Consider the following 24,120-nt stretch of genomic DNA (forward strand, 5'->3'; position numbering starts at 1 on the left):
CCTTTTTACCGATGAGCTATTGAACGACATGCATGGTTTTTGGGGCGCTTCCGCTTAAATATCGTTCCCAAACCATACGCAAGGCATTTTCAAAATAGTTAACATATCGTTTCGTATCAAATAGGGGTGAAATTAAACGCATTTTTATTATTTTGTTCCTGATCAGCGATAATTTTTGCGGATTGAGGGCCAGGTTGACAGCAAGGCTCTCATATTGAGCCAAATCAGAGACAATCAACTCAGGAATGTTCATTGTAGAAAGAAAGCTGGCAGAAGTTCGGGCACCAAAATGGTTGCCGGCTAGCGTAACGACAGGGACTCCGACCCACAACGCATCGGTGGTTGAAGCGACACCATTAATATTGCGGGTATCAAGTACAAGATCGGTTTTGGATAGCCGTTTAAGGTGATCTGCCTTGGGTAATTTTTCCAAGAAAATGATCCTCTTGGGGTCGAGTCCTCTTTTTTTCGCCAATTTTCTCAGGTTTATCTGTACCCTTGCACTTTCAGGCATGAACCACAATACACTCTCAGGAACTGTATCGAGAATGTTCAGCCAAACATTAAACAACGTCGGATCTAATTTATAAGCCGAATTGAAACAGCCGAAAGCAAATGGCTCTTTTTGCGATTTGTCACTGCAAGGATCGATCTCCACAGGATTGTCGCTGCGGTAGTTATTAACCAGATAGCTATGGGGCATCAAAATCAGTTTTTCAGAAAAATAGGGGCGCGTCTGTTCTGGTACAACAATGTCGTCAGCAATCATATAATCGAAAAAATCGGCTCCGGTCGTACCCACTAGCCCGAGAAACCGGATTTGTAAGGGCGCTGGCCGGTAGGCACTGATGGCAACTCTTGCGTCTTTGATGAATCCATTGAGGTCGATCAGGATTTGTATCTTCTCATGTTGAATCCGCTCGGCAGCACTTCGATCATTCAACATTGATATATCGGCAAAAGAATCACATAAGTCGACAATCCTTTGCTTTTGCGGACTTTTGTCATCTTCATTTCCCCATCCATAACAAAATATTTCAAATTGGGACCGGTCATAATTTTCTAAAACTCCCAAAATCAAGTCTGCACCTGGATGATTTCGGAAATTGGCGGAAAGTAAACCGACTCTGATTTTTCGTTGGCCGTTACCGATTCCATTGAAATCGAATTTTAAGGAATTGTTTTCTCTTTGAATGTACTGACTCCACGCCCTTGCCACGGTATGGTTCAATTCTGGGTTGTCATGCCGTATCAGGTTTAAGAATACATCTTCGGTAGGTTTCTTCCGGTCAGCGATTTGAGCATCTGTCAATTGATTGATCATTCGATGATAATCTTCAATTTTATCCCATTGGCATTGCCATAGTAAATGAATGATTAAATGGTTTAATGCAATACCATTATTTGAATCCAATTGAACCGCTTTTTCAAGATGATATAGCGCATCGGTTGTACGACCGAGTCGTTTATATATTAACCCTATATTAAGTGTAGCTTCTGAATTATTCCCGTTAATATTAATCGCTTTTTTAAAAGAAAAAATCGCATTTTTAAAATCTTCATTTAGCTGTTGAGCATATCCCAAATTAAACCAATTTTTATCACTATTCTTATCAAGAATAACAGCTATTTGAAAATTGTTGATAGCCTTTTCAATTTTTTGTATGCCAATATAAGCATTTCCCAAACCAATTCTCATTGAGACATGATTTGGTTTGTATTTAATTCCTTTTTCAAAGCACTTAATGGCCTGATTAAAATTACGTTCACCTAATCTTATAATACCTAAATTGTAGTAACTAATCGCAAATGATGGATCAGCTTCAATTGCGGATTCAAACGCTTCAATAGCCTTTTCTTTGTCTTTCGAAATTTGCCATATCAATCCCATATTATTCAGAGACGACGGATGTCTTGGATTATATAAAATTGCAGACTGATAATGTTTTAACGCCAATCCAAACTTACCTTGTATTTGGTTAAGAGTTCCAAGGTCATAATATATGTCGGCACATTGAGGTGAATATCCAAGTCCTTCAATCAATTCTGATTCTGCGTCTTTATACTTCCCCATTTGTTTGTATACATTACCCAACACTCGATGATAGTCTGCATTTTCTGGAAATTGCAGGGTCAATTTTTTTAAACAATCAGCGGCTTGATTAAAATTCCCCAACCGCAAGTGGGCAAGTCCTTCAAGATATATACATTGACTATTATTTTCATCGATGCCTTCTTTAATTAATGATAGTGCCATATCAAGTTCTCCGGAGGGCAAAGGACTTTTCTCACGTTTAATTTTTTCTTTTATGTCAAATTAGGCAATCGTTTTACTATTATTATCGACTCGGAAGGAACATCTTTATATCATTTCACAAATCATATTTTCGATATGATTGATTTGAATCTTGGGTGAATATCTTTTATTAACATACTCGCGGTATCGTTCGGAATGATAATTATCATCCTGAACCATTCGTATCAGATCATCAATATCAGAAAAGAGACAATCGCTTGGCCACAATTCATCGGCGCCTGGGAAATCGTTGATAAGCGGCCTATATCCCATCATCATTGCTTCCGCAATAGAATATCCAAAAGATTCAAACAATGAAGTACTCAATAATTATATTTGATAACTGCTTGGCGTAGCCTTCGTAAAAGGGACCATATGCTTTTGGTAATTTGGAAAGCGTTCCCGGTGCATTGTGGGGGTGCGATGCGCTCAGCAAAATGTTTTGCGGCAAAAGTCCCCATTCGGCGGCCTGATGATATATGGTGTTGACGGTCATTTCGTCAAAGCCAAAAATATCGGCACTAACGATAAGTAATTTTGTGCAATTCGAATCTTCTAGCAAACACAGTTCCATGGATAATGGAATAGCCGCCGCCGTAGCAGACCTCGGCCTTTCAAAAAAGCCTTGAAGCAAAACAGGTTTTTCAGGAGATACATTCGGCGTAATATCAAACTGCAGGAATGCACACTTATAGACGGATTCCAAAGTCTCTTTTCCTATGCCATTTTTTGTTTTAGAGAGTTAAGCCGTTCACTCGCCTCGATATTCCATGGTTCCACGCTTAATATTCTATCGTAAAAAACGGATGCAGATTGGAATTTTCCCATGGCACTGCAGATATGTCCGGCTACCATAAGAACTTCTATATCTTCCGGGTTGTCTGTAAGGACGGAAAGGTAAATATTGAGTGCCTTTTCAACTTCTCCTTGCTCAATCAAGTAGAAATCGGCTAGGTTTTTCTGAAAATTGGCATTGTTCGGATCAATGGATACGGCTTTCTCATAATACTCAAGGCTTTTAGCCTTGTTTCCTTTTCGGAACAACAAAACACCGAGATCATTGTATGCAAGAGCAAAATCAGGATTTTTGACAGTGATATCCTTCAACGCATCAATAGCGGCATCGGTCTGACCCAAATTCTCTAATTCCAGACATCGCTGATAGGCTGTCTCCAGACTGACCTCGTTTTGTTTCTGTTCGGTTTGTCGTTTGATTGCCTCAAGAAACTTTGGCGCCTCAAAATTCCATGGCTCGATATCCAATGCGGCATTATAGTATTTGACGGCTTTCTCCAAGTTCCCGACCGAAACAGAAAGATGACCCGCCATCATGATTGTATTGATTTCACCGCTGCACTGTTCCACTAACTTTTCATAGATTATCAAGGCTCCCGCCGCATCTTGTTTTTCGCTGTATAGGAGATCGGCATAACTCTTCAAATAATTCGTATTATCGGGTTCGAGCTGGGCGCTTTTTTCGTAATGACATAACGCTTTTTCTTTCTCATTGGATGAATAATACAAATTTCCCAGAATGGAATGCGCTTCCGAGTTGCCCTTTTCCTCATCGACAAGTTCAGTCAATGCTGTCAATGCCTCCTGCTGTCCTCCGTTTGAAATCATATCCTTGATTGTCTCGAGTTTGTCTTCAGTGATTGTCATTTTTACGCCCTTCCCTCTTTTATTTAGATTTATTTATTGCTTAACATATCGGAGATATTGATATTTTGTGCTTTGTCACCTGATCGATAAATTGCCCATATTTCTCGTAGTCCATATTCCAGACTCCGAACAAAACGTTTGGTATCGAACAGTGGCTGAGACGTCCTGAAATTTCCCAAAAGAAGCTTCACGCTGCTCAATTTATTTCTGTCCCTGGCCTTTTCGATAATTATATTTTGGTACTCCTTTTTTCCGGTGCTGATCATTGAATCCAAACCAATGGCTTTAAGGATGCTCGCCGAAACTCTTGATGCAAAGTGATTTCCCATCTTTGTGACGACCGGAACACCGGCCAGCAACGCATCGACGGTGGATGTGTGCCCATTGCAGGTCCATGTATCCAGCGCCAAATCCGCCAACTGCAACCTTGACAGATGATCCAGTTTGTCCATCCGACGGGAAAAAATGATTCTATTGGGGTCAACCCCTTTTTTTATTGCTCGGTGCTTTAGATTTTCGACCACCAAATCGCTATCCTCAATCATCCATAGAATACTTTCGGGGACTTCTTTCAGAACCGTCATCCAGCAGTCGAAAAGTTCGGCCTCAATTTTATAGGCCTGGTTGAATGAGCATAAAATGACCTTATCCTCAGGCAAGTCTTCACTTCGCCTGGTTTTTTTTTTCAAATGGGTCATTATTGCATTGTCAGCAACCATAAAGGTATTTGGCATATAAATTATTTTTTCAGAATAATCATTGAGGTGTGATTCCGGAATAACTATTGAATCGGCCATCAGATAGTCATAATAATTCGATCCTGACGTACCGTTGAAATTCATGTAGGCAATTTGAATTGGGGCGGGTTTCAAAGAGCAGATTTCCATTCGGTTATTGCGGGTGAACCCTTTTAAATCGAATAAGATGTCTACTTTATTTTTATGGATAAGATAAGCTGCATCAAAAAATCCAAGGTTTGTGATATCGATAAAACGATCAACACTATTCTCAATTGTTTTCCTGAAATAGCTGTTATCGTCTTCTCCCCATGAATAGCAATGTGTTTCAAAACTATTTTTATCAAAATACTTAAACATACCAGCCATCAGGTGGCCGGTGGCTGCATTTCGAAATCGGTTTGAAAGAAAACCGATAATGATTCTGTTTTTCGATTTTGTCTGAAATTGGAAAGGCCGGTGAAAACGCTTTGTTTTATCTCTTATAGAGGCGCTCCATTTGGAGGCAATCCGCAAATTTCGTTGACGGTCTTCTGATCGTGTCAATGCCAAAAATGGTGATTCATCCGGTATTTTTTCAGCATCCAATTGATTAATCGTGATCGCATTAATTCTTTTCTCAATTTCAACCAATTCATCCCAACAGCTTGCAGCTCTCAACTGTTCAAATAAATTGTAATAATATTTTTGTTTCTCTCCATTTGTTAATTTTATTGCTTGCTTTGTATGATCAATTGCCAACTGCAATTTATTATTCTGAAAAAATATGATCCCGATATTATGAAATGCATATGCATTATCGGGCTCAAGTTCAATCGCTTTATTTAAACATCGTACAGCATCTTCTGTTCGACCCATTTTCTGAAATACAATACCAAAATTATTATATATTCCATTGAATCCTGGATCAATTCGTACTACTTGGTTAAAACAATTGATCGCTGCCTCAAAACGGCCAATTTCATCGAGCAAAACGCCCATGTTGAAAAATGCTTCAGCATAATTCGGGCTCAATTTAATGGCTGTACTGAATGATTTTATTGCCTGCTGGACTTCGCCAACATCTTTATAAATGATACCTAAGTTGTTATATGCCTGCTTGAGAGATGGATCGATTTCAACCGCACTTAATAAACTTGAAATCGCCTTTTCGTAGTTCTCCTGATGTTTGTAAATCAATCCAAGGTTATTGTAACACGCCGAAAATTTAGGATTCAATTCAAGACATTTCTGATAACAGGAAAACGCACTTTCAAATTTTTTCAATTGCTGATATAGTGCACCCGTCTCATAAACAGATGTATCATCTTCAGGATTGATGGATATGGCTTTCCGATAAGACAATAATGCATCCTCTGAACGATTCAAGTTTGTTAATATTCGTGCTCTTGTTCGATGAAAATCTGAAAAAGTAACATCGGATTTTATTGCATTATCGACCATTGATAATGCATCGTCAAATCTTCCATCTTTGATATAGTTAATGCCCATAAGATGAAAGGCATCAGCATTGCTTGCATCCAATTTAAATACTTTTTTGCAATACCCTTTGGAGCGTTTGAGATCACCATCCTGATATGCCCATAGCGATTGTCTCAACCATTTTTTTATCTTTATACTTTTATTACTATATCCTGCTTTCATGTTGTTTTCACAGAGTCGCACTGTCATAAGGATGGCGTGCCATTGTCATCCTCTTGACAGATACAGCAAATGATGCGTTGGAGTTGAAGTTACCCATGGAAAGTTATATCTACCTGTTTTTATAGTTAATAATCATTTTTTCGCCGCAGGTATCGTATGGATTGCGGATTCTTGCTGAAATTGCATCTGATAGTTGGTTCTTATTAGGCAGGTAGAGCAGCAAATACTGTACCATTAAAGTATGCTGCTGATACTGAAAGATTGGAATACGAAGGAAAAATATGGAATTGAGGGCTATCCTTTTAAAATGACCTTGAAAAACCGCTATATTCATCTCCCTCAGGATCCATTGCCACACCATAGACATCCTCACCCTTGAAGGCAAAAACCATATGAGAGGGGTCCAAGGTGCCATCGGCAGTTTCATTCTGGCGGATGGTGAATCCCAATGTTGCGGTTTGGGTTTCTTCATCATAGAGGACATAGTCCGGATAGGGGGCCAGATTGATCTCGGCTGATGGGATCGTATCGCCGAAATTATAGGTCTCGGCAATATTGTTCCCCGTTGCCCGTGAGATATTCCAGTTAAAACGATTTTCGATGGAAGATGGGTCCATGGATTTGGTAAACAGGAATTTCATGGTCATGCTGAGTTCGGCACCGGCATTTTCCAGGTAGGAATCGATCGCCGCCACCTGATACCCTTTGGACATTTTATAGGGGAAGGTGCTTTCAGCAAATGCGAAGGCAATTTGCGGCGGCTCCTTCTCATCAATATAGGATTTCAGTGTTGAGGCCAAACTCGAATCGAGGTCTTCAAGTTCTTTTAGAACATCCTTGGCCTTTTCTATTTCTCCGTCATCCGCATAGGCATAACCAATCTCGGCATACGCATCGTAAAACTCTGGGTTCAGCTTCAATGCCGCTTCAAAATGTTCAATGGCCTTTTCATACTCCCCGGACTGGGCAAACATCTTTCCCATTCCATAATCGCCTGCATAACTGCTTGGATCGAGCCGTTTCACCTGACTGAATTGGTATTCGGCCTCGCTGTAATTGTTTACCTTCAGTAAAGCCTCTCCGTATGAATACCGCGTTTCAGCGTTGGAATAGAGTTCCATGGCGGTCCGATACTGTTCGACCGACTCTTCATAGCGTTCTTCGGAATAGTATAACTGACCCAATTTGCTGCGCAGATCGATGTCGCTGGGATTTCGTGAGATGGCCTTTTCGTACGTTTCGATCGCCTTATCCGTGTCTTCCAATTTCAGATACGTCTGAACAAGATATTGAACGGTCTCACTGTTATAACTTGAATTGGGAGCGATACTGATTGCCGCTTCAAATGATTTCGCCGCTTCGGTGTAATCTTCGCTCGTATATTTGTCGATCCCGGTCTGCAGAAACCGGTTGGAGAGCGTCTCGAGGCCGTCCTGCTGCTGAACCAGGACCTCCAGCAGCGCCGTAGCATCTTTCTCTTCAAAAAGACTTGCCCGAGTCACCGGATAGAGTGAATTTTGTAAGATCGTATCGATGCCACCCATATCGTTACTCCTGCATATACGTCGTGTTCGCCATTTATTGGCATTTTCAATGCGGCAACTATCGCACCAATAGTTTACCTAAACGTTTTATCGGTAACATTTTTTGTTACTTTAGAAGCACACGTTCCCGATCCGCTCTCAAGTATCGTTTTTTCATACCGATAACCCGGTCACGCCGTTGTTGCATTCATCCTTCAATGACCCCAAGCGGGAAGCCGATACAATGACAAACCCTTCCACCGACCGGTCTGATGGCCGCCATGATTTGAAGCGACAAATTCGCCAGTTGGAGTCCATTGCGGCTCTGTCCGGCGGCATCGCTCATGATTACAACAACCTGCTGACTGCGATCATGGGCAACATCTCTTTGGCGATGGAGCATGTCCCCCCCGAATCAGTGCCCTCGGCCCTTCTTGAGCAGGCACTGTCGGCATCCAGGGTCGCCAAAATATTGACTCGTCGTCTAATTACCTTTTCCAAGGGCGGGCAACCCAAAAAATCCCCCACCGACATTGTCCATCTGGTGGAAAACGCGGCCGCTTTCTCGCTGAGCGGATCCAACACCAACTACCAAATCGGCCCGGTGCAGGAAATCTGGCCGGCCCAGGTGGATGCCCAGCAGATCGGCCAGGCCATCCACAACCTGATGGTCAATGCGGTTGAATCCATGCCAGGTGGCGGAACCGTATCGATCGTTTTTAGAAATGTGACCATCGACAGTTCGACCAGCCTCCTGGCTGCCGGACGATATATCGACATCGCCATTATCGATCATGGAGTGGGCATCCCTTCAGAACATATCGAAAAGATTTTTGACCCTTATTTTTCTACCAAGGATAAAGGCGCGAATCGGGGAACCGGGTTGGGGCTTTCCATCTCCCACTCGATCGTTATCCAACATGGTGGAGAGATTACCGTTACGTCCCGCGTTGGTGAGGGAACCACCTTTCACGTACTGCTGCCGGCGAGTGAAACGCCTGCGCTGGACAAGGCCCCGGCAGCCCCGACAACGGAGTTCCAATCACCGAACAGGCCGGTCCACGGGGGCGGAAAGATTCTGGTCATGGACGACGAAGCCATGATCCGCGAACTTGCCGGCAACCTTCTGCAACATCTGGGTTATACGGTCGACTTCGCCGAAGAGGGGCAAATGGCCATCAAGAAATATCAGGCCGCCATGGATGCGTCAAAACCGTATGATGCCGTGATTCTCGATCTGACCATCAAAGGCGGAATGGGAGGAGAAGAAACCATCGGAAGGCTCAAGGCCATCGATCCGTCCGTTAAGGCCATTGTTTCCAGTGGTTATTCCGACAACCCGGTGGTGGCCCGCTACCAGGATTACGGGTTCTGCGACGTGGTGGCAAAACCTTACGAAATCATCGAATTCAGCCAGAAGCTCTATCGACTGGTTACGGGTGACTGCCCCACGCCTGATCGTCAACCTGCGATTTGATCTGTCAATCATCTGACAACGTCAACAGATTGGCCATGCACAGCTTATGATACAGGGAATGTTCCAACGCCTTATCCGGGTTCGCGATAGGGAATTCCATCAAAGATGGGGCAGGAGTGGGGCAAATTGGCATAACCAATAAAAAAAGGCATCCACCAAAATCTTAGTGAATGCCTTATCTTATTGGTGCAACGCATGGTGGATCACCCGGTTTGCATTCCTTACCGGCTGCCGGGCGTCCGAAGCCTTCAACATGCGATGGCGGGATATTGACCGCGGCCGTGGTGTTTTGGTGTTCCCTGAAACCAAAAACCGAGATGCCCGAACCATCCAGATTGTTCCGGCCATCGTCGCCCTTTTTGACGAGCTGCCCGAGGGTGAACCCGAAGAGCACGTTTTCTTGAAAAAAGGTGGCGCCCCGTTCAAGGAGGCACCCACCAATTTCAGGACTGCGGTTGAAAATTTGAAGTTGAACAACGGACGAACGAAGCGGGACCGGATCACCTTTCACAGCATAAGGCACACCGTCGCCACCCAACTGGCGAAGACCTTTAACCCTGCTGGCCTCATGGACGTTATGGGTTGGCGTACCGTTCAAATGGCCATGCGCTATGTGCACGCCAATGAAGACGCGAAAACCGCCGCCCTGAACGGTCTCCATGACGCCATGAAACCGAAACCCAAAGAAAATGGGAAGGTGATACAGCTCCACCGGGTAAAGTGAACAAGTTGACAATACCTAAAAAAGGTATATATAGATGAGCTGGGAAGTAACGTTGAGCCGGCAGGCAGGAAAACAGGTTTCCCGATTACCGTTGAACGTCCGGAAAAGGCTGTTCTATCTGCTGACGGAAATCGAGCAAGGTGGGCCAGTGCGGGGAAACTGGCCGAATTACAGTAAACTGAAAGAGAACGTGCACCATTGCCATATCAAGAAAGGCAATCCCTGTTATGTGGCGATATGGGAGGTGCGCGATAAAACGATTCAACTCGTTGAGGTGATTTATGTTGGGACGCACGAAAAAGCGCCGTACTGACCAAACCATTGTTCTAACCTTCCGTGGCCCGGAATCAAACCGCCAAGCGGCGGTGGAATCCCTTTCCAGCCTTGGCTTTGTGGACACTACCGATTCGATCCCGTGGCGGCAAGCTTTTCCCGAATTCGAAGGCAATGAAAGCGGAACCGTATTGCGGGGGGCCAGGCTGAAGGAGGAAATGACACAGAAGGAATTAGCCGAAAAAACCGGTATTCCCCAGCGACATATCAGCGAGATGGAAAACGGTAAACGGGCGATTGGCAAAAGCCGGGCTGAAAAACTGGCAACGGCGCTCAATGTGCCTGATTACCGGGTCTTTCTATAGTTCAACTTTTCGTGGATAGGGGGACGCCCCGAACCGCCGGTCTCCCTGGGTCGGCTTTCCACGGATCACTACCAGGGAGCGCGATCAATGAAAAAGAAGGTTCCAACAATACGACCATGGGAACCGATAGCTTTTCAGGACATCGCCGAGGTTGTTTGATTTCCCCGCTGCAGGCATAGCGCCGCCTTTTGATTCCACCTTAACGGAAGCGTCCTGGTCGGCCGGGGGAGCCACATTTGAATAATGGGCGACTCCGTTTTCATCGACCCATTTATCACTACAGCGAAACATTGATGTTATGAGAGTTGGCCAACATGATCCGTTTTTTCCTGTGTGACGTATACGCAATCAAATTACGGCGCAGGTGATATTGAACAATTTCATACATCCCCTCGGAACTCAGCGACCTGAGAGGAAGTACTACAGATAGTATTTTGCGAACCAAGGGAACCGTCAACAACGGAGTTTTTTTTAAAGCGCAATCTCATCCGCAGCATAAAGTGCAAGGCCAAGAATACGAAGGTCATGTGCCGATGCCAGGCGGGCCAGGAACGGTGTTCGTAGCAATCCATGCCAACCTGACTTTTGCCTTCCTGAAAGCACTGTTCAATTGGCCAGCGCATAGTAGAAGCTTTCACCATTTCGGAACGAGAAATTTTTTTGGGAGCATTGGAAATGGCGTATCTGATTTTACCATCGTCGTTTTGTCGAAAGAAAAGCCATTGTTGATCACCTGCCGGCAATCCGTCGCGAGACATATAAACGCGAATGCGAGCCACCTTGGCGATGATGGGTCCCTTGGCACCCTCGGCAACAACGACCGTCTTCCAGGACAGGCGACCGGACTTAGCGATTTCGGATACGGTTCTCGGCTTGGGTTGACCTGGTAATACTTTCTCTTTGGTGGGATGACGGCCATGCCCTTTATATGGCGGGATGCCCACTTTTGGCTTTTTTGTGAAAACCTGGGTATTGGACTTGATTGCGGCAAAGTAAAGCAGATCCTTGGGCAAGGCGTTTAAAAATTCTATGTCACTGCCAAAGGCGGCATCGGCGCCGACCCACTTTGCAGGGTAGTATTTCGCTGCGACAATCTCATTGATTAGTCTTAAGGCAATCTGCTGCTTGGTTTCAAAAACGAGATCTTCGGGGACCATGTTGAACCGGCGTCGCTTTTCCTGCTCGGGAGAAAACCAGCTTTCCGGCATATACAACTGGCAATTGAGCAGGCCATATCCCTTATCGCTTGAGTAGCCAATAAAGACACCGGATTGGCAGTTCTCTGTTTTTCCCAACGGACCACAATACTGCCGAGCCACACCGACCGATTCTTTGCCTTTTTTGGGAAAATCGCTGGGATCGACGGTAATCATTCCATCGGGGGCGGCGATCAACGGCGCCAACATTTCCTGATGAACTCGCAGCATGGTGTCATGGTCCCAACGACCGTTCTTCATGAACATCTGCAGGGAGCGGACAGATTTTTGATCGAGAAATTCAAGCGCGATCGGTTCCACGGATTTGGCTTCGGCATTGCTCATGAGTCCGGAAAAATAGGCTAATCCCAGACGGTGATGTTCGGAGCGTCCGTAAGCATCATGAAAGCATTGATGAAAATCGACGAGCTCTTTTGCAATCGTTTGCTAAGGCAAAAATAGTGTAACGCTTCCCGTTCTGTTTATTCAGGCCCCGTTTAAAAAATATCCCAAATATATTAATGCGTTAGTGATCATTGGCTGCCTTTAGGACGTTGCAAAATAATGTAACTTTTTCATCGTATTTCAGGCCTTGAAGCATCTTATGCCGCTGCGCGTTAGCGGTTAATAGAGAAACGATGCAATAACAATCGACTTTACGAGAGTTAAAAAAAGTTACGATGTGGGATTTAGATTAACAGGTCTTGGGAGAAAGCTGATTCGCCGCAGAGTGAGGGAAGAGATTGTTTTTTGGAGCCTACATGGGATGAAGATTGGCGAGAAAGTCGACCGCCAGATTTAAATCGACGAAGCTATGGCCCAGTTCTTTGGCCTTGTCGCGGCAATCCGTGCAAATTTCCTTGAATTTTCTCATATCGCCCCTGGTGGCCACATAAATCTGTTCGATGGCTTCAGATTCAAAATCCTTGTATTCCAGGATGAAATCCTCGACTACGATGGGATACAGAATCAAGGTTTTCAATCGGCTGAGGATATCCGGATGCTGGCTGGTCAAATATGTCCTCACCTTTGGCAGTCCGGCCAAAACGATGGGCACGTGCGCGTCCATGATTCGTTTCAGGTAGGGCCAAACCCTTTTTTCGATGTCATTGGCCTCGTCGATGATGATGTAATAATCGGTCAGATTGCGGATCAGCTTCAAATGATGGGGCGTGCGCCGATAAGTGGCCACCGCCTCGTAGTTCAACCCTTGAAGGATGGAGGCCAACATTTCATGCACATTGAAAAGCGACTCCACCCATACGCCTTGAAGTTTTTTGGGTTTGAGCAGTTCGAGGAAACGAGTTTTTCCGACACCATATTCGCCCTCGATCAATACGCTCTGTCCCCGGTAGATCCGGTTGTATACCGCGGATAGATAGGAGACCCGGCGCTTATCGTTTATAAAACTTTGTTTTCGCTGCATGAGGCATACGGGGCCAAAGGGTTGTTTGACAATTGTCTTTCGCAATCCAAAATGAACGCATTGAAAAGCGCCTTGCCGGTGATGGTTTCAGGCTGGCGTAGTTTGATCGCGTAAGCGATATATCGTTTCCGGTGTTGCCGATAGATTGTTTGGGCGGCATCGAGGGTCAAACCCCGAAGATGGATGTCAATCAGTCGTGGCCTGTCCACCGCCATCTTTTTCTCCTGCAGAAAAGCGCTGATCAATTCAACCGCGTTGGGTTCGGTGCCTGCCTTTTTGACCGGCTTTTCGTAAGGTTCCCGGCGCAGCGCTTCACCCAGCAGGATACCGTTTTCCTTATGCTCGAAGATAAACAGCTTGTCGCCAAGATCGGAGATATACACCTTGGTGCTCTTGTGGCGGCTGAAGTGTTGCGCGCCAACGGCCACATAGTAGGTCTGCTTTTTGAAAGTAATGATGCCTTTCGCCCCCACGGTGGCGTTGATCTTGTCATAGCCGTATTTGACGAAATGGCGTACGTCATCCGCACTGAACGTTATCCACTCGTATTGGGCAAGACCGTCGTCAAACTTCTCCTTGGGCACCCAGGCCGATGTTTTACCGTTCACAGAATAATAGTGCTTTTGCTCATTGTGCTGCCGGCGATAGGCTTCGAGTAAACCACTCTGGCGCAGCGTTGCAAGATCGATGTCGAGATAGGTGATGGTAATTTTTCCTTTTTTGCCCTTTTTGTAGATATAGCCCGGTTCTGTCTTAACGATGCGGTCTTCAAAGTGCTTGATGATCCGCATTTCAAAATGATGGATGCTGCGATGGGATGATTCCAGATGTGCTTTGTCCTTGGGCGCATGGATGCGTGAGAAGTTTGGTTGCAGATAAAATCCGCCTGGCAATGAAAATTTGATGTTCAGTTCGTTGATGGGGCGTTTCAGGTTGACAAAACCCTTTGCATTGTCCGGTCTCAGCCGTATCTTTTTTTGCGGAAAGGGGGTGCTCACCAAAAATTTCTCGAACAGGTCCACCGAATTTAGACTGCTTTCGGAAAAATAGGCGTCAAGCACAAGCATGTTGCGCGATCCGGTGTCAAAAAACTCGATCACCTGGGGCTTGGCCCAAACGCCGTCGTCCGATCGAATCTTGAAATAGCGAAACCTGCATCCGTCCATTTGAATCAAATCGAAGACCGGTTCGTCCTTAAAGCAGACGCTGGGATCGTTCTTTTCCTCGAAGTCTGGTTTTTCCAAATAGACCTTGAGGTTGGCTTGCCTGGCAAAACGCCTTAAAGCGCTAAGTGAGATGCTACGTTCGAACTCTTGTTCGAGCCAGGCGTGGTAATTTTTGATGGTTCGTCCATGGCGGGTGATAAATACAAAACGATCGTCCGATGGATCGCTGGAAGCCTTGACCATCTCGATGAAGCGGTTTTGGATTTTTTCGGTCAAGACCCGGCGCCGGCCGCTGCACTTTCTGCCTTCCATGATGCCTTGGCCGGCAAGCAGCAGCGGTTTGGGAATGACGCCGGTCTTACGGTATTGATCCATGTAATATTTTTCGAGCTGTGCGGACGGCGGTGGACCCCAAAGGTTACAATGCCAAGCCTATATATGGTGCAAAGGGCTCTAAACAAAAATAACTCGTTGAAAATATGTCAGAATTAACTGGACAGATATAAAGATATATGCGATGTTTTGGTAGATTACTATCTCAAATTTCGAGACGGAGGCTACCAATGAGCAAATACAAAATCGAAGTTATGGTTAACTTGGTTGAATGTGATGAGGAAGCGGACGATAAGCCCATTGAACTGGAAGATGGATGTTATCAATACACCATAAACGCTGATGCCGGTGAAAATATAGACGACTGCGAAATAGCAGTTTTAAATACGGCATACCCTGCAATAAGAGACGCCATAGCACGACACATGGAAAAGGTGTCTAAAAAAAAGTCCTGATTTTCAGTGGGGCTAATCAAATTGGGGTAAATGAACGCCCATATCTGGTGGATGGCGCCGTGGGGCGTTTTGCGTTTGAAACCCACTTCGCATTTGATAAAAATGGCGTTCGGTTTGACAGTAGTCAGTCTATATTTGCCCCATTAGGACCGAATCAGTTTTATTTGACCACGGGCTTTAAGGAACGGGCCATGATAATGGGTAATACGGAAGGATCCTTTCGGAAAACATCAAAATGGCTCAACTTCATACGGCACCAAATAGAAGGCGGTACGCCACATCGCACGTTGCATGATCAGACCCAGAAAGAAGGTAGGGAATTGATCGACCATTTAAAGCAAAAGGCCGATGATTTGAATCATGGCAACTTCAGCGCTGACGGATGTTGTTTCAACCCAGATATTCCCAGGGGTGGAGAACCGATATCAATTCCCATGGCTGAAGTTCAAAAGGCCCTTTCTAAAGGATCTTTCGACTATAATCCGATTGAATTGTTGAATAATCCCGTCATTTACGAAGAACCCAGTCAAACGGTCAACATAAGCATAGACGACGTAACCCCCAAAAGGCAAAAGGATACACGAGAAAGCCCACAAGTCACGGAGCATAAGCGAAAATATGTACATGATACCGTATGCCACATTGAACATGGAGGCCTAAAATACGTATTGGCCGCTGATGGCACCAAATCATGCTTGTGGTTGCTAATCGCATTTCTTTTGTCGAATTCTCTATTCGGCAAACGTCTTCAGATTTTTACCGACGGCCATAAGGCGCTAAATGATGCCATCGTCAAGCAATTTGGGTGGCACAAGAATATGCAAATTGTTCTTGATTGGTTTCATCTATGCAAGAAGTTCAAAGAAGAATTGAGCATGGGGATGAAAGGCAGAAAGCTCAGAAATGAAACGCTTCGCGCGGTTATGCCGTTATTATGGCACGGTCTTACAAACAAAGCCATCTCATATCTTGAAAACATCCCGGCATCCGAAATTAAGGATGATAATCATATTCAAAAGCTCATTGACTATTTGGGCCGGAATATATCCTCCATTCCCAACTATGATATGCGCAAACGGCTAAATCTTCGGAACTCGAGTAATGTGGGTGAAAAGATGAACGACCTCGTTGTTTCAAATCGCCAAAAGAAGAATGGAATGAGTTGGGCGAAGAAAGGATCCCTCAATCTGGCTATCATCACAACTTTGAAAATTAACGATGAATATCACAATTGGTTCAGAAATAAGGAAGTAAAATTTAGCTTAGCGGCTTGACCATTTAAGATATCGTCCGCACAGCTCGATATTTTTTGGCCCTGCGTTTGGCGCTGCCGGTTTTGTCCATGATCTTTTTGTGCAGCAAGATCAGGAAACGGTCGTCCATGGGCAGTTGTTCAAAGTCTTTGTCTTTCATGACGAATGATTTTCTCTTTCATCACTTTCAGCCAGAATAAGGCCGCTTGTCTGGATGTCGTTTGCCAATCATCGTTTTGCGCCGACCGAATCTGTTCCAGCATGGCCATCACGGCCGTTTTATAGTCTGCGCTGATGATATCGACCACAGACGCATTCTTTTTTTTGACATGCTTGGCCTTTAGGGTTTGATGGGCGTACTTTCTAATATTCTTAGCCGTGAGCGCCATGCCGGATGCGATAAATGCACGCCAGATCTTGCGTTGATCCTCTTTTGTAAAACGCGTTAGAATCCTGGCCTGGTATTCATTCTCCGGAAGGATGCCGTCGCCAATTGGAGACAAATTGTCGATGACATTGGCGGCCTTAATCAGACGATATGCCTGGGATCGGGCCATATCCCACCGGTCCTTGACATAGCCTTCAAACGAATCGAACAGCAAATCTCGAAACAATTGATCGTCTCGAATCTGCTTTAATGCCTTACCGGTTTGGTGAAAATGGTGTTGATTGGCAGCGATGATCTCCTCCAATTGGGTGAGTCGGTTGTTGGCCATCTGTTCACCCGATGCTCATCCGTTTCCCGATATCGCCAAGCAGTTGATTCAATTCCAACCGTTGGTCCGTTAAAGGATCCGGTCTGTTTGGTACAAGGGTTTGCAAATATTTGACACTGTCAACGAATCCAAGGCCTTTCACGGTCATGACCAAATCAATCGGGTTGAAGTTTTTCTCGCAAAGAAAGCACCTGGCGAGATTGGTCTTGGGGTTGGTCGCGGTTTGAAATTCATTGCATAGCGGGCATAGAAAACGAAAAATGCCTTCGATCACTTTAGATGGGATATGAAGCTGTTCTTTGATCAGCCAGTCAACCGGGATCCGATTGCGCAGTTGAAACAGTTCTCCCCCTGTAAACCGTCGTCTCATGATATTGGCCTCCTTATCTGCGTAAAAAATCCTGAAAAAGATTTCATCCATAACCACGGCGTGGAAAATGGCTCACAATTTCACCCGGCCGACCGCAAAAATGGCAGCGGCATCGAAAACCGAGGCGAAAAGGTACCGAAATTTCGATCTGTGGTGGCAACATAACCCGTTTAAAAGGGCTTGTTGAAGTATGATCATCCATGTTTTTTCTACGTGGATCGATTTCACGATGCCGACGACGGTTTTCGGCAAGACGGTGGGCTTTTTTACCTTTATCGGTTTTACGGTAGCGTCGCTGCGCTTTTCGACGGGACTGGAGACGACCGGCGATGCGGCATGCATCGCAACAATAAGCATGCCCACGAAAGCAGCACCGGCACACACAAAAAACGGTGTTGCACCAACGACAGGATATTTGGATCAGCTTTACCATCCGGCCTTGAAAGTGGCCGGAGTTTAAAGTAATTTACTTAATGAACATCCGGCCTTGATACGGAGTTCACCCTGAAAGCCCGGAAGTGATGGTTCCGGGCTTTCTCCTCATTTTCTTGGACCATGACAATACCCACTTTACAACCTACAAAAACTTTTTGGTAAAAACGATTGCCGGCGGGAGCTATTGCGGCGGGGTAGCGTGGTAGGTTTATTGATTTTTGGGGCGGGGTCTCGCTGCGGGATAGTAGAACCAACCGTTACACTTTTGCCGCATAGGCGGGGTAGGCCGTTACACTATTTTTGCCTTAGCATCCGCCAAAAAGCTGCTGGATAGAAGGGAGGGAGACATCGCAGCGGGCAAAGTGCCAGGCATCAATTTCGAGAAAGTGATCTTTGACAACTTGGCCGAAGGCCTTTTGCATGACTACCGCATCAACCAGCGGAAATCACTCATCCGAGCGGAACGTAGTGTGGGCCACCTAAAACGCTTTTTCGAGGGTGAATCGGTTCCGAAAATAACCTCTCCAAGGATTAGCCAATATATTGAGACTCGTTTGGTAGAAGGAGCAAAAAATGCCAGTATTAACAGGGAACTTTCCGCGTTGAAAAGAATGCTGAACCTCGGTGCACAGCAGACCCCACCAATAGTTGACAGGGTCCCTCACATTCCGATGCTGAAGGAAAACAATATCCGAAAGGGCTTTTTTGAACACGAAGAGTTTGTTGCACTCAGGAACAATCTGCCAGACTATCTCAGAGGTTTTGTAACGTTTGCATATAAGGTCGGCTGGCGATTTTCCGAAATTACCAATTTAACGTGGAATAATGTGGATCGTCCACAAGGCATCGTTCGTCTTGAGACAGGCGAAACTAAAAACGATGAAGCTCGTACCGTTTTTCTTGATGATGAATTAAAAATAATTTTCGATCAACAGTGGCAGGATCGCAAAAAACATATGGCCTTTTCCCCATTTGTATTCCCCAATCGTAAGGGTACTGGTCAAATCAAGGATATCAGAGGTGCTTGGTTTAAAGCTTGTAAAGATGGTGCTATTGGTCGAAAGCTTTTTCACGATTTTCGGCGAACTGCTGTTCGCAACATGGTGCGATCTGGAACCCCAGAACGCGTTGCGATGATGGTTTCTGGCCACAAAACGAGAGCTGTTTTTGATCGATATAACATCGTCAACGATGCCGACCTGAAAGCGGCTGCTCAGCGGCAACAAAAATATCTCGAAAAATTCGCGGGCACAGTTTCGGGCACAGTGGCGGATTTTAAACAAAAAAAGGAGTCAGCCGGTGACAGCTAACTCCTTGTTTTTACTGGTGCCCGGGGCCGGAATCGAACCGGCACGAAACTAAGTTTCGAGGGATTTTAAGTCCCTTGCGTCTACCTATTCCGCCACCCGGGCAAGCCGTTACTTTTTTATCTTTGGAAGATCCAATGGATGTTTCACGGTTGTGGGGCAGCTATTAACGGGAATCCGGCAAAATGTCAAGTAAATCGGCAGGCTTCCTCTATACTCGCGGCATTTCAGAAAGACGCATGAAATCGACCACGCCGTGACAACGGCAGGCTGTGGCGATCATCAGGGGCCGTCGGTGGTTCCGCTCGGCGATATCCAACGCATGAATCATATCGGCCGGGAGAAGTCCCCCGACACCGGGCTGCAGTTGGTGGCTGCGCAGGACGATGGGCAGCACGTCATCGAATTCAAGACCGGCCAGCAACCTGAACAGGTCCATGGGTCTGGGCTTTCCTGTATGGGTGCAGCGCTCCTTTGGTTCGGGGCAGTTGTCCGGACAGATGAAATCGGCATGACTGACAAACACCTGGCCCGGTTTTCCGGGCATGGCATGGGGCATTCGGGCAAGCCAGTGGTCGGGGATGGCCATCGGTTGGATGTCGTATCGAGACCTTAATTTCAGTGACATCCACTCGGCCGCCACATGAACCGGAATCGCCGGCACGATCCGATCCACGGCAGCCGCCTCGGTTAACATGCGTCCCAGCCAATCGATACCGTCTCCGAGAACCGTTGTGACGCCTTCAAGGCGATCGGTCGGCGTCACCGTGTCCACCACCGTGATGCTGGCACCAGGGATGTGCCGGCGGATCCGCGATACGGCGATCTGCCCGAAGTGCCCCGCCCCGATAATCCAGAAACGCCGCGGGGATTCGATTCCGTCCCTTTGATCCTTGTTATTATTCATGGCTTTTGGTAAAAATTGATGACTTTGGAAAAATCAATCGTCCGCGCTGGCTTTGATCAGTTAAAATCGCGGACAACAAATGCGAAACCGTTGAATGACACCAATGCAAGCAACAACTCCGCAACTCATTCTGGCCTCCCAATCTCCACGCAGACGCTACCTGCTCGAGCAGGCCGGCCTGACGTTTCAAGTAATTCCCAGCAGTTTTGATGAAGACTCGGTCCGGCCGAAAAATCCGTCCGAATATGTCAAAACCCTGGCTACGGCCAAGGCCGACGAGGTGGCCTCGCGTTATCCCGGCAGTTGGGTCATCGGTGCGGACACGATCGTCACCATCGACGATTCCATCTTGGGCAAACCCGCCGATGCCCGGCAGGCTCGCGAGATGCTGGTCCGGCTCAGTGGGCAGTCCCACTTCGTCTATACGGGATATGCCATTGTGTGTAAACAGACAAACTCCTGCCACTGCGAGGCTGTTCAAACCCGTGTGCAGTTCAAGGCGCTCAGCGACGCTGAAATCGACTGGTACATCGAGTCCGGCGAGCCCTTTGACAAGGCCGGCGCCTACGCCATCCAGGGGCTGGGAACCTTTCTGGTCCGGTCAATCGATGGTTCCTACACCAATGTGGTCGGGCTGCCCGTCTGCGAGGTGATCGAAACGCTGTTCAAGCTCGGTGTCGTTCGGCTCAGCCATGCCAATGCAAAAGAGGTGGCCGTGTGAAGCAGAATCTGGAGAACATCCGCCGGCGCATCGCCGATGCCGCCACCGCCTGCGGCCGCGACCCGCAAACGGTCCGGTTGGTGGCGGTCACCAAAACCGTGTCTGTCGACCGCGTGGCCGAAGCCATCGACGCCGGTATCGACATCGTCGGTGAAAACTACATCCAGGAAGCCCGAGACAAGTTCGACGCCCTCTACGATCGGCCGTTGACGTGGCATTTCATCGGCCACCTGCAGTCCAACAAAGCCAAATACGCCGTACGCATGTTCGACCTGATCCATTCGGTCGATTCTCTCAAACTGGCCCGGGCGCTGGACAAAGCGGCACAAAACAACGCCAAGATCCAGAAAATTCTCATCCAGGTAAACATCAGCCAGGAGGAAAGTAAGTCCGGAACTACCGAAAACGAGGCCATGGACCTGGTTACCGACATCAGCCGACTCGAACATGTCCGCATCAAGGGGCTGATGACCATGCCGCCGTTTTTCGATCAGCCGGAACGGGCGCGTCCGTTTTTCCACCAACTGGCCCGTCTGCAGAGCCGGATTGCCGATCGGAATATTCCCGGCGTCAGGATGGATGAACTCTCCATGGGCATGACTGGGGATTTTGAAGTCGCCATCCAGGAGGGCGCCACCCTGGTGCGCATCGGCACGGCCCTGTTTGGAGCCCGCCGGTGAAGCTGCTCCTGCACATCTGCTGCGGCCCGTGCAGCATCTATCCGCTGGAGGTCCTGCGCCAGAATCGCCACAACGTGATGGGATTCTTCTACCGCTATAATATCCATCCCTACACCGAATGCATGCGGCGGGAGAAGACCCTTAAAACCTATGCGGAATCGATCGATCTCAAAGTCATCTACCAGCCCGGCTATGATATGGAAGCGTTTTTGCGCAATGTGGCCTTCCGCGAGGCCGAACGCTGCATCTACTGCTATCACGACCGCATGACCACCACGGCCCATTTCGCCAAAAAGGGCAAATTCGACGCCTTCAGTACCACCCTGCTCTACAGCCGCTTTCAGAAACACGACCAGATCCGGTCCATCGGTGAGGCTGTGGGGAAATCGATCGGGGTGCCTTTCTATTACCAGGATTTTCGGGATGGCTGGAAGGCGGGCATCGATGCTTCCAGGCGGCTGGGCATGTACCGCCAGCCCTATTGCGGATGCATTTACAGTGAGAAAGCACGCTACTATCGCGCCCCCAAACCGCATTCACGCCAATCGGATGCAAACACGCCCTGATGCCACGCCGACAGGACAACTGACACCATGTTCGGAAACTTCATCTATTTTATCGTTGCCCTGTTAATCTACTCCACCTATCAACCGTCGGAGCAGACCAACTTTGTGCTGTTGGACACGATTGTTTTCTTTCTGTCGCTGACCCTTCTTTTCTTCATCCTCTCCAAGCGCCAGTTTGCCCGTATCGCCAATCAGGCGGACCATCGCGGGCATGAGGTGCTGGATCAACAGTTTTCATCGGCGTTGACCCGCCAGTCGATCCTGGCCATCGCGCTGTTCGCGCTTGACATTTATGGTCTCAACCTGTCGTCGTTTTTTACCGGTATCGGCCTGTTCGATATCATCCCCACCCTCGAGGCCCTCTTCTTCATGGCGCTTTTTGTGGGCTATCTGGTTATTATCTGGTCCAATGCCTACGACGCCTATCGATTGATCTATGGTGCCCAGATATCGCGCAGGGCCTATGTCAGCTCCAACATCGCCTTCAGCATTCCCATACTGCTTCCCTGGCTGCTGCTCTCGGGCATCGCCGATCTGATCCTGGCGTTGCCCTTTGACCTGCCGCGCCAGGTGCTTTCATCCCCGGAAGGGGAAGCGGCCTATTTTCTCTTTTTTCTCCTTGCCGTAGCGGTTCTCGGCCCGCTGATCATCCAGAAATTCTGGCGCTGCCGGCCGTTGGAAAACGGATATTATCGCCAGCGGATCGAAGCCATCTGCCAGCAGGCCAATCTGAAATACGCCGACATCCTCTATTGGCCGATTTTCGGCGGCCGGATGATCACTGCCGGTGTGATGGGCCTGGTCAGCCGATTTCGCTATATCCTGGTAACCGACGCCCTCTTGCGGATTCTCAGCCCCGAAGAGGTCGACGCCGTCATCGGTCACGAAATCGGCCATGTGAAAAAGCGGCATCTGCTCTTCTACCTTTTTTTCTTCATCGGCTACATGCTGATCACCTATGCCACCTTTGACTTGATCATCTACCTGATCATCTTTTCCGAGCCCCTCTACCGGTTCGTGTTCACCACGGGCATCAGCCGTGCCACCGTTACCACGGGGCTTTCCAGTTTGGCGATCATCTTCAACTTTCTCATCTATTTCCGCTACATTTTCGGCTATTTCATGCGCAACTTCGAGCGCCAGGCCGATGCCTTCGTATATACCCTGTTCGCCAGTGCCGCACCGCTGATCACCACATTTCAGAAGATCGTAAGCGTATCCGGCAATTCCGCGGACAAGCCCAACTGGCACCACTTCAGTATCCGTCAGCGGGTCAACTTCCTCAGGCGCTGCGAAGCCGACCGCACCTGGGTGGATCGCCACGACCGCAAAGTACGCATCAGCATCGCCATCTATGCCGCGGCCATGGTGCTGATTGGTGGTATCGGTTACCAATTGAACTTCGGGCAGGCCGGCAAGCAGCTCAATGAGAAATTCTTTGAAACGGCCATTCTCAGTGCGATCGACCGTGATGAGGAAAACAGTGCCGGGCTCTATGGCATGCTGGGGGATCTCTATTTCGGCCGCAACAGCTTCGACCAGGCGATCTCGGCCTACCGCGCCGCCCTGGATCTGGAACCCGATAATACCATCGTTCTGAATAATTACGCCTGGCTCCTGGCCACCTGCGCGGATCCGGCATTGCGCAATCCTGAGCTGGCCCTGACGCTGGCCAAAAAAGCCGTCGCCATCGACCCTTCTGCGCATGTGCTGGACACGCTGGCCGAAAGTCTGTTCGTCAACGGAAAAATCGGCCATGCCATTGAAACGGCCAGGATTGCCCTGGATAAGGCCACATCCAATCGGGCTTACTACGCGGAACAACTGGAAAAGTTCCAGGCGGCAATCGAATCGCCCACCGCCGATTGAGGCCGGAAGATGTCAGTGG

At 47.4% G+C, this 24,120-nt stretch carries 25 protein-coding genes and 1 tRNA gene; 12 read left to right on the plus strand and 14 right to left on the minus strand.

Annotated features, from left to right (window positions below):
* Positions 1-16: 16 nt before the first annotated feature.
* The 5 genes from GN112_RS07680 to GN112_RS07700 form a co-directional block, all read right to left on the minus strand.
* Positions 17-2,257 carry an O-linked N-acetylglucosamine transferase family protein gene (locus GN112_RS07680; RefSeq protein WP_155309675.1) on the minus strand — a complete coding sequence of 747 codons (2,241 nt, stop codon included), beginning with the start codon at positions 2,255-2,257 and terminating at the stop codon, positions 17-19.
* 346 nt (positions 2,258-2,603) lie between these two features.
* On the minus strand, positions 2,604-3,002 hold the full coding sequence (locus tag GN112_RS07685; protein ID WP_155309676.1) for a hypothetical protein: 399 nt from the start codon (positions 3,000-3,002) through the stop codon (positions 2,604-2,606).
* A gap of 11 nt (positions 3,003-3,013) precedes the next feature.
* Positions 3,014-3,958 carry a tetratricopeptide repeat protein gene (locus GN112_RS07690; RefSeq protein ID WP_155309677.1) on the minus strand — a complete coding sequence of 315 codons (945 nt, stop codon included), beginning with the start codon at positions 3,956-3,958 and terminating at the stop codon, positions 3,014-3,016.
* A 29-nt stretch (positions 3,959-3,987) separates the two neighbouring features.
* Entirely contained in the window at positions 3,988-6,339 is a 2,352-nt protein-coding gene (locus tag GN112_RS07695) for a tetratricopeptide repeat protein (RefSeq protein WP_162458834.1), read from the minus strand.
* 302 nt (positions 6,340-6,641) lie between these two features.
* Positions 6,642-7,883 carry a tetratricopeptide repeat protein gene (locus tag GN112_RS07700; RefSeq protein ID WP_155309679.1) on the minus strand — a complete coding sequence of 414 codons (1,242 nt, stop codon included), beginning with the start codon at positions 7,881-7,883 and terminating at the stop codon, positions 6,642-6,644.
* A gap of 223 nt (positions 7,884-8,106) precedes the next feature.
* Here GN112_RS07700 and GN112_RS07705 point away from each other — a divergent pair, with 223 nt between their 5' ends.
* From GN112_RS07705 to GN112_RS07720, 4 genes are all read left to right on the plus strand, one after another.
* Positions 8,107-9,339, plus strand: coding sequence for an ATP-binding protein (locus GN112_RS07705; protein WP_155309680.1), 1,233 nt, complete (start codon positions 8,107-8,109; stop codon positions 9,337-9,339).
* Positions 9,340-9,505: 166 nt separating this feature from the next.
* Positions 9,506-10,063 (plus strand): site-specific integrase, encoded by a 558-nt coding sequence (locus tag GN112_RS07710; RefSeq protein ID WP_162458835.1) that lies wholly within the window; start codon positions 9,506-9,508, stop codon positions 10,061-10,063.
* Positions 10,064-10,097: 34 nt separating this feature from the next.
* Positions 10,098-10,376 carry a type II toxin-antitoxin system RelE family toxin gene (locus GN112_RS07715; protein ID WP_155309682.1) on the plus strand — a complete coding sequence of 93 codons (279 nt, stop codon included), beginning with the start codon at positions 10,098-10,100 and terminating at the stop codon, positions 10,374-10,376.
* Positions 10,345-10,701, plus strand: coding sequence for a helix-turn-helix domain-containing protein (locus tag GN112_RS07720; protein ID WP_155309683.1), 357 nt, complete (start codon positions 10,345-10,347; stop codon positions 10,699-10,701). Before GN112_RS07715 ends, GN112_RS07720 begins: the two co-directional genes overlap by 32 nt.
* 84 nt (positions 10,702-10,785) lie before the next feature.
* Here the strand turns inward: GN112_RS07720 and GN112_RS35165 are convergent, their stop codons facing one another.
* The 4 genes from GN112_RS35165 to GN112_RS07740 form a co-directional block, all read right to left on the minus strand.
* Complete coding sequence (locus tag GN112_RS35165; RefSeq protein WP_414736141.1) at positions 10,786-10,992, minus strand: DUF4124 domain-containing protein; 207 nt, start codon at positions 10,990-10,992, stop codon at positions 10,786-10,788.
* Between the two features lie 89 nt (positions 10,993-11,081).
* Positions 11,082-12,338, minus strand: coding sequence for an IS701 family transposase (locus tag GN112_RS07730; RefSeq protein ID WP_155309685.1), 1,257 nt, complete (start codon positions 12,336-12,338; stop codon positions 11,082-11,084).
* A gap of 316 nt (positions 12,339-12,654) precedes the next feature.
* On the minus strand, positions 12,655-13,323 hold the full coding sequence (locus GN112_RS07735; protein ID WP_155309036.1) for an AAA family ATPase: 669 nt from the start codon (positions 13,321-13,323) through the stop codon (positions 12,655-12,657).
* Complete coding sequence (locus GN112_RS07740) at positions 13,299-14,864, minus strand: integrase (protein WP_155309686.1); 1,566 nt, start codon at positions 14,862-14,864, stop codon at positions 13,299-13,301. The genes GN112_RS07735 and GN112_RS07740 overlap by 25 nt, the downstream gene beginning before the upstream one ends.
* 188 nt (positions 14,865-15,052) lie before the next feature.
* On the opposite strand from GN112_RS07740, the gene GN112_RS07745 reads away from it, so the two are divergent.
* Together GN112_RS07745 and GN112_RS34250 are read left to right on the plus strand one after the other, a co-directional pair.
* Complete coding sequence (locus tag GN112_RS07745) at positions 15,053-15,277, plus strand: hypothetical protein (RefSeq protein WP_155309687.1); 225 nt, start codon at positions 15,053-15,055, stop codon at positions 15,275-15,277.
* A gap of 59 nt (positions 15,278-15,336) precedes the next feature.
* Positions 15,337-16,551 (plus strand): hypothetical protein, encoded by a 1,215-nt coding sequence (locus GN112_RS34250; protein ID WP_231716959.1) that lies wholly within the window; start codon positions 15,337-15,339, stop codon positions 16,549-16,551.
* 4 nt (positions 16,552-16,555) lie between these two features.
* Here the strand turns inward: GN112_RS34250 and GN112_RS34800 are convergent, their stop codons facing one another.
* The 3 genes from GN112_RS34800 to GN112_RS07760 are packed head-to-tail and all read right to left on the minus strand — an operon-like array spanning position 16,556 to position 17,616.
* Positions 16,556-16,690 (minus strand): hypothetical protein, encoded by a 135-nt coding sequence (locus GN112_RS34800; protein ID WP_269434894.1) that lies wholly within the window; start codon positions 16,688-16,690, stop codon positions 16,556-16,558.
* On the minus strand, positions 16,671-17,246 hold the full coding sequence (locus GN112_RS07755; protein ID WP_155309688.1) for a plasmid partition family protein: 576 nt from the start codon (positions 17,244-17,246) through the stop codon (positions 16,671-16,673). Before GN112_RS07755 ends, GN112_RS34800 begins: the two co-directional genes overlap by 20 nt.
* Before the next feature lie 4 nt (positions 17,247-17,250).
* Positions 17,251-17,616 (minus strand): hypothetical protein, encoded by a 366-nt coding sequence (locus GN112_RS07760; protein ID WP_197743251.1) that lies wholly within the window; start codon positions 17,614-17,616, stop codon positions 17,251-17,253.
* Positions 17,617-17,845: 229 nt separating this feature from the next.
* Here GN112_RS07760 and GN112_RS07765 point away from each other — a divergent pair, with 229 nt between their 5' ends.
* Both GN112_RS07765 and GN112_RS07770 read left to right on the plus strand, forming a co-directional pair.
* Positions 17,846-18,076, plus strand: coding sequence for a hypothetical protein (locus GN112_RS07765; protein WP_155309029.1), 231 nt, complete (start codon positions 17,846-17,848; stop codon positions 18,074-18,076).
* A gap of 337 nt (positions 18,077-18,413) precedes the next feature.
* A complete protein-coding gene (locus GN112_RS07770) occupies positions 18,414-19,361 on the plus strand; it encodes a tyrosine-type recombinase/integrase (RefSeq protein WP_231716960.1) in 948 nt (315 codons plus the stop codon).
* A 14-nt stretch (positions 19,362-19,375) separates the two neighbouring features.
* Here the strand turns inward: GN112_RS07770 and GN112_RS07775 are convergent.
* Positions 19,376-19,463 (minus strand) — tRNA-Leu (locus GN112_RS07775).
* Positions 19,464-19,569: 106 nt separating this feature from the next.
* Positions 19,570-20,265 carry a potassium transporter gene (locus GN112_RS07780; RefSeq protein WP_155309690.1) on the minus strand — a complete coding sequence of 232 codons (696 nt, stop codon included), beginning with the start codon at positions 20,263-20,265 and terminating at the stop codon, positions 19,570-19,572.
* A 94-nt stretch (positions 20,266-20,359) separates the two neighbouring features.
* On the opposite strand from GN112_RS07780, the gene GN112_RS07785 reads away from it, so the two are divergent.
* The 4 genes from GN112_RS07785 to GN112_RS07800 are packed head-to-tail and all read left to right on the plus strand — an operon-like array spanning position 20,360 to position 24,101.
* The gene (locus tag GN112_RS07785; RefSeq protein ID WP_155309691.1) at positions 20,360-20,986 is read left to right on the plus strand and encodes a Maf family protein; all 627 of its coding nucleotides are present in this window, start codon (positions 20,360-20,362) and stop codon (positions 20,984-20,986) included.
* Positions 20,983-21,666 (plus strand): YggS family pyridoxal phosphate-dependent enzyme, encoded by a 684-nt coding sequence (locus GN112_RS07790; RefSeq protein ID WP_155309692.1) that lies wholly within the window; start codon positions 20,983-20,985, stop codon positions 21,664-21,666. The genes GN112_RS07785 and GN112_RS07790 overlap by 4 nt, the downstream gene beginning before the upstream one ends.
* Positions 21,663-22,232 (plus strand): epoxyqueuosine reductase QueH, encoded by a 570-nt coding sequence (locus tag GN112_RS07795; RefSeq protein WP_155309693.1) that lies wholly within the window; start codon positions 21,663-21,665, stop codon positions 22,230-22,232. Before GN112_RS07790 ends, GN112_RS07795 begins: the two co-directional genes overlap by 4 nt.
* 27 nt (positions 22,233-22,259) lie before the next feature.
* Complete coding sequence (locus GN112_RS07800) at positions 22,260-24,101, plus strand: M48 family metallopeptidase (RefSeq protein ID WP_155309694.1); 1,842 nt, start codon at positions 22,260-22,262, stop codon at positions 24,099-24,101.
* The last annotated feature ends 19 nt before the right edge of the window (positions 24,102-24,120 follow it).

The organism is Desulfosarcina ovata subsp. ovata (assembly GCF_009689005.1).
Taxonomy (GTDB): Bacteria; Desulfobacterota; Desulfobacteria; order Desulfobacterales; family Desulfosarcinaceae; genus Desulfosarcina; species Desulfosarcina ovata.

Bases quoted from the DNA above. Each gene is read 5' to 3' on its own strand.
- GN112_RS07680 (WP_155309675.1), bottom strand. From the start codon at position 2,257: ATGGCACTATCATTAATTAAAGAAGGCATCGATGAAAATAATAGTCAA.
- GN112_RS07690 (WP_155309677.1), bottom strand. From the start codon at position 3,958: ATGACAATCACTGAAGACAAACTCGAGACAATCAAGGATATGATTTCA.
- GN112_RS07695 (WP_162458834.1), bottom strand. From the start codon at position 6,339: ATGAAAGCAGGATATAGTAATAAAAGTATAAAGATAAAAAAATGGTTG.
- GN112_RS07700 (WP_155309679.1), bottom strand. From the start codon at position 7,883: ATGGGTGGCATCGATACGATCTTACAAAATTCACTCTATCCGGTGACT.
- GN112_RS07705 (WP_155309680.1), top strand. From the start codon at position 8,107: ATGACAAACCCTTCCACCGACCGGTCTGATGGCCGCCATGATTTGAAG.
- GN112_RS07715 (WP_155309682.1), top strand. From the start codon at position 10,098: ATGAGCTGGGAAGTAACGTTGAGCCGGCAGGCAGGAAAACAGGTTTCC.
- GN112_RS07720 (WP_155309683.1), top strand. From the start codon at position 10,345: ATGTTGGGACGCACGAAAAAGCGCCGTACTGACCAAACCATTGTTCTA.
- GN112_RS35165 (WP_414736141.1), bottom strand. From the start codon at position 10,992: ATGTTTCGCTGTAGTGATAAATGGGTCGATGAAAACGGAGTCGCCCAT.
- GN112_RS07735 (WP_155309036.1), bottom strand. From the start codon at position 13,323: ATGCAGCGAAAACAAAGTTTTATAAACGATAAGCGCCGGGTCTCCTAT.
- GN112_RS07740 (WP_155309686.1), bottom strand. From the start codon at position 14,864: ATGGATCAATACCGTAAGACCGGCGTCATTCCCAAACCGCTGCTGCTT.
- GN112_RS07745 (WP_155309687.1), top strand. From the start codon at position 15,053: ATGAGCAAATACAAAATCGAAGTTATGGTTAACTTGGTTGAATGTGAT.
- GN112_RS34800 (WP_269434894.1), bottom strand. From the start codon at position 16,690: ATGAAAGACAAAGACTTTGAACAACTGCCCATGGACGACCGTTTCCTG.
- GN112_RS07755 (WP_155309688.1), bottom strand. From the start codon at position 17,246: ATGGCCAACAACCGACTCACCCAATTGGAGGAGATCATCGCTGCCAAT.
- GN112_RS07760 (WP_197743251.1), bottom strand. From the start codon at position 17,616: ATGAGACGACGGTTTACAGGGGGAGAACTGTTTCAACTGCGCAATCGG.
- GN112_RS07765 (WP_155309029.1), top strand. From the start codon at position 17,846: ATGCCGACGACGGTTTTCGGCAAGACGGTGGGCTTTTTTACCTTTATC.
- GN112_RS07780 (WP_155309690.1), bottom strand. From the start codon at position 20,265: ATGAATAATAACAAGGATCAAAGGGACGGAATCGAATCCCCGCGGCGT.
- GN112_RS07785 (WP_155309691.1), top strand. From the start codon at position 20,360: ATGACACCAATGCAAGCAACAACTCCGCAACTCATTCTGGCCTCCCAA.
- GN112_RS07800 (WP_155309694.1), top strand. From the start codon at position 22,260: ATGTTCGGAAACTTCATCTATTTTATCGTTGCCCTGTTAATCTACTCC.